At 45.2% G+C, this 13,432-nt stretch carries 14 protein-coding genes; all 14 read left to right on the top strand.

Annotated features, from left to right (window positions below; genetic code table 11):
- Position 1: 1 nt before the first annotated feature.
- The 14 genes from V6D44_RS14190 (at position 2) to V6D44_RS14125 (ending at position 13,430) form a co-directional block, all read left to right on the top strand.
- The gene (locus tag V6D44_RS14190) at positions 2 to 622 is read left to right on the top strand and encodes a tetratricopeptide repeat protein (RefSeq protein ID WP_250621905.1); all 621 of its coding nucleotides are present in this window, start codon (positions 2 to 4) and stop codon (positions 620 to 622) included.
- 23 nt (positions 623 to 645) lie between these two features.
- Entirely contained in the window at positions 646 to 3,042 is a 2,397-nt protein-coding gene (gene recD2, locus V6D44_RS14185; protein WP_087992268.1) for an SF1B family DNA helicase RecD2, read from the top strand.
- Between the two features lie 55 nt (positions 3,043 to 3,097).
- Positions 3,098 to 3,622: a PRC-barrel domain-containing protein gene (locus V6D44_RS14180; protein WP_087992267.1), complete on the top strand. Its 525-nt coding sequence runs from the start codon at positions 3,098 to 3,100 to the stop codon at positions 3,620 to 3,622.
- An 11-nt stretch (positions 3,623 to 3,633) separates the two neighbouring features.
- Positions 3,634 to 3,825, top strand: a complete 192-nt coding sequence (locus V6D44_RS14175) for a hypothetical protein (RefSeq protein ID WP_087992266.1) — start codon at positions 3,634 to 3,636, stop codon at positions 3,823 to 3,825.
- Positions 3,826 to 3,846: 21 nt separating this feature from the next.
- Positions 3,847 to 3,978: a YrzQ family protein gene (locus V6D44_RS14170; RefSeq protein WP_087992265.1), complete on the top strand. Its 132-nt coding sequence runs from the start codon at positions 3,847 to 3,849 to the stop codon at positions 3,976 to 3,978.
- A 96-nt stretch (positions 3,979 to 4,074) separates the two neighbouring features.
- Positions 4,075 to 5,136 carry an AI-2E family transporter gene (locus V6D44_RS14165; RefSeq protein WP_087992264.1) on the top strand — a complete coding sequence of 354 codons (1,062 nt, stop codon included), beginning with the start codon at positions 4,075 to 4,077 and terminating at the stop codon, positions 5,134 to 5,136.
- A 337-nt stretch (positions 5,137 to 5,473) separates the two neighbouring features.
- Positions 5,474 to 8,110 carry an alanine--tRNA ligase gene (alaS, locus tag V6D44_RS14160; RefSeq protein ID WP_202327079.1) on the top strand — a complete coding sequence of 879 codons (2,637 nt, stop codon included), beginning with the start codon at positions 5,474 to 5,476 and terminating at the stop codon, positions 8,108 to 8,110.
- An 84-nt stretch (positions 8,111 to 8,194) separates the two neighbouring features.
- Complete coding sequence (locus V6D44_RS14155; RefSeq protein ID WP_003225903.1) at positions 8,195 to 8,461, top strand: IreB family regulatory phosphoprotein; 267 nt, start codon at positions 8,195 to 8,197, stop codon at positions 8,459 to 8,461.
- A 7-nt stretch (positions 8,462 to 8,468) separates the two neighbouring features.
- A complete protein-coding gene (gene ruvX / locus V6D44_RS14150; RefSeq protein ID WP_087992262.1) occupies positions 8,469 to 8,885 on the top strand; it encodes a Holliday junction resolvase RuvX in 417 nt (138 codons plus the stop codon).
- A gap of 17 nt (positions 8,886 to 8,902) precedes the next feature.
- Positions 8,903 to 9,184, top strand: coding sequence for a DUF1292 domain-containing protein (locus V6D44_RS14145; protein WP_087992261.1), 282 nt, complete (start codon positions 8,903 to 8,905; stop codon positions 9,182 to 9,184).
- 135 nt (positions 9,185 to 9,319) lie between these two features.
- On the top strand, positions 9,320 to 10,402 hold the full coding sequence (mltG, locus tag V6D44_RS14140; protein WP_087992260.1) for an endolytic transglycosylase MltG: 1,083 nt from the start codon (positions 9,320 to 9,322) through the stop codon (positions 10,400 to 10,402).
- 152 nt (positions 10,403 to 10,554) lie between these two features.
- Positions 10,555 to 11,208: an O-methyltransferase gene (locus tag V6D44_RS14135; RefSeq protein ID WP_289347777.1), complete on the top strand. Its 654-nt coding sequence runs from the start codon at positions 10,555 to 10,557 to the stop codon at positions 11,206 to 11,208.
- A gap of 5 nt (positions 11,209 to 11,213) precedes the next feature.
- Positions 11,214 to 12,143 carry a peptidase U32 family protein gene (locus V6D44_RS14130; RefSeq protein ID WP_289347776.1) on the top strand — a complete coding sequence of 310 codons (930 nt, stop codon included), beginning with the start codon at positions 11,214 to 11,216 and terminating at the stop codon, positions 12,141 to 12,143.
- Between the two features lie 18 nt (positions 12,144 to 12,161).
- A complete protein-coding gene (locus V6D44_RS14125; RefSeq protein WP_087992257.1) occupies positions 12,162 to 13,430 on the top strand; it encodes a peptidase U32 family protein in 1,269 nt (422 codons plus the stop codon).
- The last annotated feature ends 2 nt before the right edge of the window (positions 13,431 to 13,432 follow it).

The following is a 13,432-nucleotide window of genomic DNA, read 5'->3' as shown; positions in this document are numbered from 1 at the left end:
GATGCAGGAAGGCGATTACGAGAAAGCGGCAGAGGCATTTACAAAAGCGATTGAAGAAAATAAAGAAGACGCGATTCCATATATCAACTTTGCTAACCTGCTTTCATCCGTAAACGAGCTGGAACGGGCGCTTGCGTTTTATGATAAAGCGCTTGAATTAGACAATAGCGCAGCCACTGCGTATTATGGGGCAGGAAATGTCTATGTTGTAAAAGAAATGTACAAAGAAGCGAAAGACATGTTTGAAAAAGCGCTTCGTGCCGGGATGGAAAACGGCGACCTGTTTTACATGCTCGGAACGGTTCTTGTCAAACTCGAACAACCTAAACTTGCACTGCCATATTTACAAAGAGCGGTCGAACTGAATGAAAACGATGCGGAAGCGCGCTTTCAATTTGGGATGTGCTTAGCGAACGAGGGCATGCTGGACGAAGCGCTCAGCCAGTTCACAGCTGTAACTAAGCTAAATCCGGGGCACGCTGATGCATTTTACAATGCCGGTGTCGCTTATGCATATAAAGAAAATCGAAAAAAAGCGCTGGAAATGCTGGACAAGGCGATCGCCATCCAGCCGGATCATATGCTTGCGCTTCATGCTAAAAAACTGATCGATCCATCATAACAGCACAGGAGGAGGGACAGCTCGTGCAGCAGCATCCGGATCAGCTTAACATGGAGGAAGAGCCCTATCTAAAAGGGACAGTCAACACAGTCATCTATCATAATGACACCAATTTATATACGGTTCTGAAAGTGAAAGTCAGAGAGACCTCCGAAGCCATTGAAGATAAAGCCGTATCCGTGACGGGCTACTTCCCTGCGCTTCAAGAAGAAGAGACCTACACGTTTTACGGCAAGATCGTAACCCATCCAAAATTCGGGCTCCAATTTCAGGCGGAGCATTTCAAAAAGGAGATTCCGACGACTAAAGAAGGCATCGTTCACTATTTATCAAGTGATTTGTTCGAGGGGATCGGCAAAAAAACAGCTGAAGAAATTGTGAAAAAACTGGGTGACAGCGCGATTAATAAAATACTAGCTGACGCTTCAGTGCTTTACGATGTTCCAAGGCTGTCAAAAAAGAAAGCCGACACGCTAGCCGGCGCCCTGCAGCGGCATCAGGGACTGGAACAAATCATGATATCCCTTAATCAGTTTGGATTCGGTCCGCAGCTGTCTATGAAAATCTATCAAGCCTATGAATCGGAGACGCTTGAAAAGATTCAGGAAAACCCTTATCAGCTTGTGAAAGATGTAGAAGGCATCGGGTTTGGAAAAGCGGATGAACTGGGCAGCAGAATGGGGCTTTCGGGTAATCATCCTGAGCGGGTAAAAGCCGCCATTTTGTACACGCTTGAAACAACTTGTCTGTCAGATGGGCATACGTACATAGAAACGGAACAGCTCATTATCGATACCCAATCACTGTTAAATCAGTCAGCAAAGGAAGGGCAGCGCATCACAGAAATGGATGCAGCTAACGCGATTATTGCCCTTGGAGAAAATAAAGACATTGTCATAGAAGATGGCCGCTGTTATTTCCCATCGCTGTTTTACGCGGAACAAAATGTTGCGAAGCGCGTGAAACATATCGCAAGCCAAACCGAATATGACGACCAGTTTCCTGAATCAGAATTTCTGCTCGCTTTGGGAGAACTGGAGGAACGGATGAACGTTCAGTATGCCCCCAGCCAAAAGGAAGCGATTCAAAAAGCCCTTTCCTCACCGATGCTGCTTTTAACGGGAGGCCCGGGAACAGGGAAAACGACGGTAATCAGAGGGATTGTCGAACTGTACGGAGAGCTTCACGGTGTGTCGCTAGACCCGTCAGCTTATAAAAAGGATGAAGTCTTTCCGATTGTATTGGCCGCACCGACAGGGAGAGCGGCGAAACGGATGAGTGAATCAACGGGCCTTCCGGCAGTCACGATTCACAGGCTCCTTGGCTGGAATGGCGCAGAGGGCTTTACCCATACAGAGGATCAGCCGATCGAAGGGAAGCTGTTAATCATCGATGAAGCGAGTATGCTTGATATATGGCTTGCAAACCATATGTTCAAGGCGATCCCTGATCATATTCAAATCATCATCGTCGGAGACGAAGATCAGCTGCCTTCTGTCGGTCCGGGCCAAGTGCTGAGAGACCTTTTGGCATCTCAGGTGATACCCACTGTGAGACTGACAGATATTTACCGCCAGGCGGAAGGATCATCAATCGTCGAGCTTGCCCATCAGATGAAAAATGGTTTGCTGCCAAACAATTTGACTGCCCCGACGAAGGACCGTTCCTTTATTCGCTGCGGAGGATCGCAAATTAAAGAGGTAGTTGAAAAGGTCGTCGCCAATGCATTGAAAAAAGGCTATACGGCAAAGGACATTCAGGTTCTCGCTCCGATGTACAGAGGAAAAGCCGGGATCAATGAACTAAATGTAATGCTGCAGGACATTTTAAATCCTCCTAAAGAAAAACGGAGGGAATTGAAATTCGGAGATGTTGTCTACAGAACCGGAGATAAAATTTTGCAGCTCGTCAATCAGCCGGAAAACAATGTATTCAACGGAGATATTGGCGAAATTACGTCGATATTTTATGCGAAGGAAAATACAGAAAAAGAAGATATGGCTGTCGTTTCTTTTGACGGGAATGAAATGACGTTTACGAAAAAAGACTTTAACCAGTTTACACACGCGTATTGCTGCTCTATTCATAAATCGCAGGGAAGTGAATTTCCGATTGTGGTTTTGCCTGTTGTGAAAGGCTATTATAGAATGCTCAGAAGAAACCTTCTTTATACCGCGATTACAAGAGCGAAGAAGTTTCTCATTTTATGCGGAGAAGAGGAGGCGCTGGAGTGGGGCGTGAAAAATAATGACGCAACGGTCAGGCAGACCGCCTTGAGAAACAGGCTCTCAATACAGATTGAGGAAATGGATGCTGAGCTTGAGGCTTTGCAAAAAGAGCTCCCATTCAGCGTACACGATGCCAATATTGGTATGGAAGGCATTACACCATTCGATTTTATGAAAGAAGGACAGCTGTAAAAGGCTCCCGCGCTGCGGGAGTTTTTTTATTTTGCGGTGGAAGTGATTTCATCGTATGAGTCTAAGGTGCAAAGCAAAACCTAAGCTTGTTCAACAAAAGGTGGTTGATCACACTTTGAGAACATGCCATGAGATAGAAGGATTCCCAGTATACTCAGAACGAACTTCTTGTTATCTTGGGACAATTTCCGATATTTGTTTTTCTCTTAAGGGAGATTGTCTCGGGTTTATTGTTGCACAAAAACGGTTTTTGCATCATCATCACGCGTTATTACGGGCGTGTGATATTTCTTGCATTCTTGATGACCGCATATTGGTCTCGATCAGTTCAGACCAGCTTCTGCCTCTTCCGAAATCATGCTTCACATACGAGCAGATGAAAATGAAGCTTGTAAAATCGCAAGAGGGAGATATATTGGGGATGCTGGAAGATGTATACTTTTGTTTGGACAGGGGCATAATCGTAGCATATGAACTCTCGGACGGTTTCTTTTCTGATCTGGCGGGAAGCAAGCATCAGATCCAAAGAGCGGATTCGCTTGTCGAGGTGCGGAAAGACGAGATCGTTCTGAACGGATAGAGGTGTGAGATATGCTTATATGCCCGAATTGCAAAAGTAAGGATATCGGGAAAATCGGCGTGAACCAATATTATTGCTGGAGCTGTTTTATTGAACTGACAGTAGCCAAAGGGAAGATTGCAACTCATCAGGTGGAAGAAGACGGAACGTTAAGCAGCTTAGATGATTTGTTTTCTGAGGATGAACGCAGCATCAATTTTTAATGATGAAGGGAGATGCGCAGGATGAATCGGACGATGACTTCTCTTTTGGCATTGGGAGCTGGGGCTCTCGTGTACCGAATGACGACTCAATCCAACATGCTGAATAATCGAAGCATGAAGCGGATGAGAAGAAGAATAACGAAAATGTTTTAAGTGAAAAAGGATACTCTCCGAAGAGTATCCTTTTTGTTATAAGGAGAGAGAATAATTCGTACCGTTCCTCAAAAGATATAGAAGAGGTGAAAGCAGATGCTTCAAAAACCGGTGCAGCTTTTGTTGTGGGTGGCCATTTGTTTGCTGGTCCTGTTAACAGTCTACGTCTTTTTTATGCTTGATGTGTTATGGTCGCCCTTTTGGCTCGTCATAAAAACAATCTTTATTCCCTTGATCATTTCAATTTTTATTTCTTATTTATTGCTCCCGGTCACGGAGTGGCTGCACGGCAAAGGATTGCCGAGGACCTTGAGCATCTTGGTTATTTATGTTCTTTTTTTTGGCGGAATTGGCTGGGCGCTGTATAAAGGGGTGCCTGTTTTAATTGTGCAGCTGACGGATTTATCTGAGAATATACCTATGTTTGCCGATACGTATAACGGGCTCCTTCTTCATGTGCATAACCATACTGATGACTGGCCGGACGGCATGCACCATCGGATAGATAAAATGATCCGCCAGACGGAGGCGTTTTTCGCGGGAGCGATCGAGGGTGCAATCAGCGGAATTCGCAACGTGCTTGATTACTTCATCATTGCGGCAACAATCCCTTTTCTCGTGTTTTATATGGTAAAGGATATTGAGTTGATGAAAAAGACGGTATGGTACTTGACTCCGAAGTCGTGGAGAAAGCGGGGCAGCGCCTTCTTGCGGGATGTGGATGACTCTCTTGGCGATTACGTCCGCGGCCAGCTTCTGGTCTGTTTCATTCTCGGCGTGCTGGCGGGCGTTACATTCTGGATATTTGGACTTCCCTATCCGTTGATCTTAGGCCTGATTTCAGGGATAACGAATGTCATACCTTATTTTGGTCCGTTTATCGGAGCGGTTCCGGCGCTTTTAATTGCGATGACGATCTCAGTGAATGCGATTCTTGTTGTGGTGATTACAGTGTTTACTCTGCAGTTTATGGAAGGGAATATCCTCAGTCCGTTCATTGTTGGCAGAAGCCTTAAAATGCATCCTGTCGTCATCATGCTTGCGCTGCTTGCCGGAGGAGAGCTTGCGGGAATCGTCGGGATGATTCTGGCTGTTCCTGCGACGGCTGTTTTAAAAGTGATGATGATCCATTTTTTGCGGATGAGGACGGAGCATTGACATTGACGTGCAGCTTGTCTATAATTTCTCGTAGAATACATACGAATCTCGAGTGACGGATCCGAGTACGCCGAAGCCCTGTTAAAGAGAGAAGCTCCGCAAGCTGAAAGGAGCTTTATCAGAAGATCGGAGGAAGCTAATCCTGAGTGCAGTTAATCACTGCCGCACATCCTGCGTTACAGGGTAAAAGGTGACGGGCGAATGATAAATGAAGCCCGTAATCAGGGTGGTACCGCGAGACAGCTCTCGTCCCTGTGTAAACGTGTGGTTTGCATAGGGGGAGGGCTTTTTTGCTGTCACTAAAGAGAATTTCGATTTTTATAGAGGAGGAAATACAATGAAACACCTAACTTCTGCTGAAGTTCGTCAAATGTTTTTGGATTTCTTTAAAGAAAAAGGACATGCGGTAGAGCCGAGCGCATCATTAGTGCCACATGAGGATCCTTCACTGCTTTGGATCAACAGCGGTGTTGCGACACTGAAAAAATATTTTGACGGCCGTGTCGTTCCGGAAAATCCAAGAATCGTAAACGCTCAAAAAGCGATCAGAACAAACGATATAGAAAATGTAGGTAAAACTGCGCGCCATCATACATTCTTTGAAATGCTCGGAAACTTTTCCATTGGCGATTATTTCAAAGAAGAAGCCATTACATGGGCTTGGGAGTTTTTAACCAGTGACAAGTGGATCGGTTTCGACAAAGAGCTTCTCTCTGTTACGGTTCACCCCGAGGATGAAGAGGCGTATGAGTACTGGGCGAAAAAAATCGGTATTCCTGAGGACAGAATTATCCGTCTTGAAGGGAACTTCTGGGACATCGGTGAAGGACCGAGCGGACCGAACACAGAGATCTTCTACGACCGCGGTGAAGCATACGGAAACGATCCGGAAGATCCGGAGCTTTACCCAGGCGGAGAAAACGACCGTTACCTGGAAGTATGGAATCTTGTGTTCTCTGAGTTCAACCATAACCCTGACGGCACGTACACGCCGCTTCCGAAGAAAAACATTGATACGGGCATGGGGCTTGAAAGAATGGTATCTGTCATCCAGAATGTTCCGACTAACTTTGATACCGATTTATTTGTTCCGATCATCAAAGCAACAGAAAGCATTTCTGGTGAAACATATGGCACAGACAATGTGAAAGATACTGCGTTTAAAGTGATTGCCGACCACATCAGAACGGTCGCCTTTGCTGTCAGTGACGGGGCGCTGCCGTCCAATGAAGGCCGCGGCTATGTCTTAAGACGCTTATTGCGCCGGGCAGTGCGTTATGCCAAAACAATCAACATCCACCGTCCGTTTATGTACGACTTAGTGCCGGTTGTTGCTGAAATCATGGCTGATTTCTATCCTGAAGTAAAAGAGAAAGCGGATTTTATCGCAAAAGTCATCAAAACTGAAGAAGAGCGCTTCCACGAAACTCTTAACGAAGGGCTTGCGATCTTGTCAGAAATGATCAAAAAAGAAAAAGGCAAGGGCAGCAGCGTGATTTCAGGGGCCGATGTGTTTAAACTGTACGATACGTATGGATTCCCAGTTGAGCTGACGGAAGAATACGCCGAAGACGAGAATATGACGGTTGACCATGAAGGCTTTGAAGAAGAAATGAATCAGCAGCGTGAACGGGCAAGAAACGCCCGCCAAGATGTCGGCAGCATGCAGGTGCAGGGCGGCGCATTGCGCGACGTGAGCGATGAAAGCACATTTGTCGGCTACTCTCAAACAAAAGCTGATGCCAGTGTCATTGTGCTTCTTCAAGACGGCCAATTCATTGAAGAGGCTCATGAAGGAGACAGCGTTCAAGTGATTCTTGATGAAACACCGTTCTATGCAGAAAGCGGCGGCCAAATCGGCGATAAAGGCTATCTCCGCAGCGAACAGGCAGTGGTAAGAATTAAAGATGTAAAAAAAGCGCCGAACGGCCAGCATGTGCATGAAGGTGTTGTGGAGAGCGGCACTGTTCAAAAAGGCCTGCATGTTACTGCTGAAGTTGAAGACCATATGAGAAGCGGCGTCATTAAAAACCATACGGCAACGCATTTATTGCATCAGGCATTGAAAGACGTTCTTGGAACTCATGTCAATCAGGCGGGATCTCTTGTGACTGAAAACCGCCTTCGTTTTGATTTCTCGCACTTTGGTCAAGTGACAAAAGAAGAGCTTGAACAAATTGAAAGAATCGTAAACGAAAAGATCTGGGCGAGTATCCCGGTCAGCATTGATTTAAAACCGATCGCTGAAGCAAAAGAAATGGGCGCGATGGCTCTGTTCGGCGAAAAATACGGCGATATTGTCCGTGTCGTTCAAGTCGGAGATTACAGTTTAGAGCTGTGCGGCGGATGCCATGTCAGAAACACAGCGGAAATCGGCTTGTTTAAAGTGGCTTCTGAATCTGGAATCGGCGCGGGCACAAGACGGATTGAAGCTGTAACGGGGCAAGGCGCTTACGAAGAAATGAACAGCCAAATTTCAGTATTGAAGCACGCTGCAGACGAGCTGAAAACAAATATCAAAGAAGTGCCGAAACGGGTTGCGGCTCTGCAGGCTGAACTGAAGGAAGCACAAAGAGAAAATGAATCTCTTCTTGCGAAACTAGGCAACGTGGAAGCAGGAGCGATTCTGTCAAAAGTGAAAGATGTTGACGGTGTGAGTGTGCTTGCGGAAAAAGTAAATGCGAAAGACATGAATCATCTCCGCGCAATGGTGGACGAACTGAAAGCGAAGATTGGATCTGCGGTGATTGTGCTCGGTGCGGTACAAAACGATAAAGTCAATATTTCCGCCGGCGTAACAAAGGATCTCATTGAGAAAGGCCTACATGCCGGCAAGCTGGTCAAACAAGCTGCGGAAGTTTGCGGCGGTGGCGGCGGAGGCCGTCCGGATATGGCGCAGGCAGGCGGCAAACAGCCGGAAAAATTAGAAGAAGCTTTGACTTCTGTAGAAGATTGGGTCAAATCCGTTTTATAATTTGCCCATGTAGTGTAGAATGATGGTAAGATTAGGACCCCAGGCTGAACTTTGCCTGCGAATTTGGGAAAGAGGTGCAAAACGGTGAGCTCGTTTGATAAAACGATGAAATTTAATTTCTCCGATGATTCTGCTGAGACTAATGTAAATGAGGTGCTGATTACAGTGTATGACGCGCTTCAGGAAAAGGGCTACAATCCAATCAATCAGATTGTCGGATACTTGCTGTCAGGTGATCCCGCTTATATTCCTAGGCATCGTGACGCTCGTAATTTAATTCGCAAACTTGAAAGAGACGAATTAATCGAGGAATTGGTGAAGTCTTATTTAGAACAGCATAAAGAGGCGTAAAAAAAGTATGAGAATATTAGGACTCGATTTAGGAACCAAAACACTCGGTGTTGCTCTGAGCGACGAAATGGGCTGGACTGCTCAGGGCATTGAGACCATAAAGATCAATGAAGCTGAAGGCGATTATGGTTTTTCCCGTTTATCTGATCTGATTCAGGAGTATACTATAGATAAAATCGTGCTCGGCTTTCCTAAGAATATGAACGGAACAGTCGGCCCGAGAGGCGAAGCCAGCCAAACATTTGCGAAAATGCTTGAAACAACGTACAATGTTCCTGTTGTGCTGTGGGACGAGCGTCTTACCACAATGGCGGCTGAAAAAATGCTGATTGCCGCTGATGTCAGCAGGCAAAAACGAAAAAAAGTCATTGATAAAATGGCGGCTGTTATGATTTTGCAAGGATATCTTGACAGTTTAAATTAAAGCCAGGGGTGAAGAAAATGGAACACGGCGAAAATAATATTACAATTGTTGACGATCAAGGAAATGAACAGCTTTGTGAAGTGCTGTTTACATTTGAAAACGAAGAGTTTGGGAAGTCTTATGTGCTGTACTACCCAATGGAAGCAAAAGATGATGAAGAAGTAGAAATTCTTGCTTCCAGCTTCACGCCAAACGAAGGCAGTGAAAACGGTGAGCTACATCCGATCGAAACTGACGAAGAATGGGATATGATTGAAGAAACCCTTAACACATTCTTAGCGGACGAAGACGAAGAATAAAACACCGCGCCAAAGCCGGAGCCATACTGCTCCGGCTTTTTTTATGCTGTATAAGGCCTCTTTCACCCTTGTTTTGTAATAAATTGCCGAAATCCAATGAATCATGTAGTATAAGAGCTGATGGGAGGGGACCTAATGTATATCAATCGGCAAAAAAAATCATTCTTCAATAAAAAAAGAATCATACTGTCTTCCATTATAGTGCTGCTTCTCATCATTGGCGGGGCATTTTTATATGGGAAAACATTGCTTGAACCTGTTGAAAAAGACAGTGAAACCACAGTTAACATCAACATTCCGAGCGGCTCGTCTGTTTCGGCCATCGCATCGATATTGAAGAAAAACGATGTCATAAAAAGCGAGAAGGCATTTCAGTATTATGTCAAATATAAAGGCGCTTCCGGGTTTCAGGCGGGATTCTACCATTTGAATAAAGGAATGGATGTAGATGCCATTATTCATAAGCTGACGAGCGGGGCTACAGGCTATGCATTTCAAATTACAGCAACTGAGGGAGCGCAGCTGACACAAATCGCGGCCGCTATTGCTGATGAAACGAAATACTCTAAAAAACAAGTCATGGCGAAGCTGGACGATGAAACATTTATCAATCAGCTGAAGAAAGAATTCCCGGACACTATTACAAACGATGTTTTCAATAAAAACATTAAGCATCCGCTGGAAGGGTACCTATTCCCGGCTACATACCCTTTTCATGATCCAGACACGTCACTTGAAGACATCATCACGGCAATGGTTAAACAGACAAATTCTTATGTCGAAACATACAAAGCAGAAATGAAGAAAAATAACCTTTCCGTGCATAAGCTGCTGACGATGGCTTCTTTGATTGAAGAAGAAGCGACTGAAAAAGTCGATCGCCATAAAATTGCGAGCGTCTTTTATAACCGTCTGAAGAAGAACATGCCGCTCCAAACAGATCCGACCGTGCTGTACGCGGCAGGCAAGCATAAAGATCGTGTTCTTTATAAGGATTTGGAAATCGATTCACCGTACAATACGTATAAAAACCCGGGATTGACGCCAGGACCGATTGCCAACGCCGGCATGTCGTCATGGGAGGCGGCGTTGCATCCAGATCAAACGGACTATCTGTACTTCTTGGCTAAATCAAGTGGTGAGGTTGTATTTACAAAAACGTTAAAAGAGCATAATAAAGCAAAAGAAAAATACATTTTCTCAAAAAATGAGCAATAAAAGGGGAGCAAAAAGCTCTCCTTTTATTCGCTTTCCGCAAGGTTTTATGATAAAATATATCGGGTTGTTTACCGATGTATCATGACGTATTCAGAGAGTGTCCTGTGTAAAAAGACGGGGGCACTCCTTTTTAGAACGGGAGGCTGTTTGTAGTGACTGACCGGTATGAACAAATAAATGACTATATAGAAGCATTATTGAAGCCTCGGCCGGAAAACGTGAAGAAGCTTGAAGCATATGCAGATGAACATCATGTCCCAATTATGGAAAAAGCGGGCATGGCGGTGCTGCTTCAAATTTTGTCTGTGAAACAGCCGAAAAAAATACTAGAAATCGGAACGGCCATTGGTTATTCCGCCATTCGTATGGCGCTGGAGCTGCCGTCTGCCGAAATATATACAATTGAACGCAATGAGAAACGGCATGAAGAAGCGGTAAACAATATCAAGGAGTTTCAGCTTGATGACCGGATTCATGTTTTTTACGGAGACGCGCTTGAATTAGCCGCCGCCGTTCATGTAACCGCGCCTTACGATGTTATTTTTATTGACGCTGCAAAAGGACAGTATCAAAACTTTTTTCATTTATATGAACCGATGCTTTCGCCGGACGGGGTGATTATAACAGACAATGTGCTGTTTAAAGGTCTGGTGGCAGAGGATTACAGCAAAATAGAACCGAAAAGAAAGCGCAGGCTGATAGCAAAAATTGATGAATATAATCATTGGCTGATGAATCATCCGGATTATCAAACTGCGATTATGCCAGTCGGGGACGGACTTGCGATTAGTAAAAAGAAGAGGTGAACGTCATGAAAAAACCAGAGCTCTTAGTAACGCCGACGAGTACGGCGGACATTTTGCCGCTGATACAGGCGGGGGCAACTGCGTTTTTAGTTGGGGAACAGAGATACGGCTTGAGATTAGCCGGGGAATTTTCTCGTGAAGATGTAACAAAAGCTGTAGAGATCGCTCACAAAGAAGGGGCAAAAGTATACGTTGCTGTAAATGCCATTTTCCATAACGATAAAGTGGGAGAGCTTGGCGAATATCTGGCTTATTTAGCGGAAACCGGTGTCGATGCAGCCGTGTTTGGCGATCCTGCCGTGCTTATGGCTGCTCGTGAATCTGCGCCTGGCCTGAAGCTTCATTGGAGCACAGAAACGACAGGCACCAACTACTATACATGCAACTACTGGGGACGCAAAGGCGCGGCGCGTTCTGTGCTTGCCAGAGAGTTAAACATGGACAGTATGGTGGAGATCAAAGAAAACGCCGAAGTCGAAATTGAAATCCAGGTGCATGGAATGACGTGTATGTTCCAATCGAAGCGTTCTTTGATTGGAAACTATTTTGAATACCAAGGCAAAGTCATGGACATTGAAGGAAAGAAAAAGGAATCGGGCATGTTTTTGCACGATAAAGAACGTGACAATAAATATCCGATTTTCGAAGATGAAAACGGCACGCACATCATGAGCCCGAACGATGTGTGCATCATTGATGAGCTCGAAGAATTGATAGATGCCGGCATTGATTCTTTCCAAATCGACGGTGTCCTGAAAACGTCTGAATACTTAATAGAAGTCACCAAAATGTACAGAGAAGCCATTGATCTGTGTGTGGAAAACCGTGACGAATATGAAGCGAAAAAAGAAGACTGGATCGAACGCATTGAAAGCATCCAGCCAGTAAACAGAAAAATCGATACCGGATTCTTCTTCAAAGAAACGGTTTATTAATCAAAAGGAGGTTAAGCTATGACTGCCGTAAATGATAAGATATCCAAAATTGTCAATGGTAAGCGTGTGATTACGAAAAAGCCCGAGCTTCTCGCACCCGCGGGTAATCTTGAAAAGCTGAAAATTGCTGTTCATTACGGAGCGGACGCGGTCTTTATCGGAGGACAGGAATACGGTCTGCGCTCGAATGCCGATAACTTTACGATCGAAGAAATTGCAGAAGGCGTAGAATTCGCGAAACAATATGGCGCAAAGATTTACGTGACGACGAATATTTTCGCCCATAATGAAAACATGGACGGGCTAGAGGAATATTTAAAAGCGCTTGGAGACGCCAACGTCGCCGGCATCATTGTGGCAGATCCGCTTATTATCGAAACATGCCGCAGAGTGGCGCCGAATGTTGAGGTTCACTTGAGCACGCAGCAGTCTCTTTCAAACTGGAAGGCTGTCCAGTTCTGGAAGGAAGAAGGCCTTGACCGCGTTGTGCTTGCACGTGAAACAAGCGCTCTCGAAATCAGAGAAATGAAAGAAAAGGTAGATATCGAAATCGAATCCTTTATTCACGGCGCGATGTGTATCGCATATTCCGGCCGCTGCGTGTTGAGCAATCACATGACAGCGCGGGATTCCAACCGCGGAGGCTGCTGCCAGTCATGCCGCTGGGATTATGATCTGTATCAAACAGACGGTGCCAACGCCGTCGCTTTGTATGGTGGAGAAGATGCGCCATTTGCAATGAGCCCTAAAGATTTGAAACTGATTGAATCCATTCCGAAAATGATCGAAATGGGCATCGACAGCTTAAAGATTGAAGGACGCATGAAGTCAATTCACTATGTAGCGACAGTTGTCAGCGTATACCGCAAAGTCATTGACGCTTATTGCGCTGATCCGGATCACTTTGTGATTCAAAAAGAATGGCTGGAAGAGCTTGATAAGTGCGCCAACCGGGACACTGCGACAGCTTTCTTTGAAGGAACGCCAGGCTATGAAGAGCAAATGTTCGGCGAGCACGCCAAAAAAACGACGTTTGATTTTGTCGGCTTGGTACTGAATTATGACGAAGACACACAAATGGTCACGCTTCAGCAGCGTAATTTCTTCAAAAAAGGCGACGAAGTGGAATTTTTCGGTCCGGAAATTGAAAACTTTACACATACGATTGAAGCCATTTGGGACGAAGACGGAAATGAGCTAGATGCTGCCCGCCATCCCCTGCAAATTGTCAAATTCAAACTAGACAAAAAGATTTATCCGAGCAACATGATGAGAAAGGGGAAGTAACA

Origin of the sequence: Bacillus sp. 0209A (assembly GCF_036765095.1) — a bacterium.
Classification (GTDB): domain Bacteria; phylum Bacillota; class Bacilli; order Bacillales; family Bacillaceae; genus Bacillus; species Bacillus subtilis_G.
The sequence above is the reverse complement of the archived record's forward strand: the minus strand, read 5'-3'. Positions and strand labels throughout refer to the sequence as shown.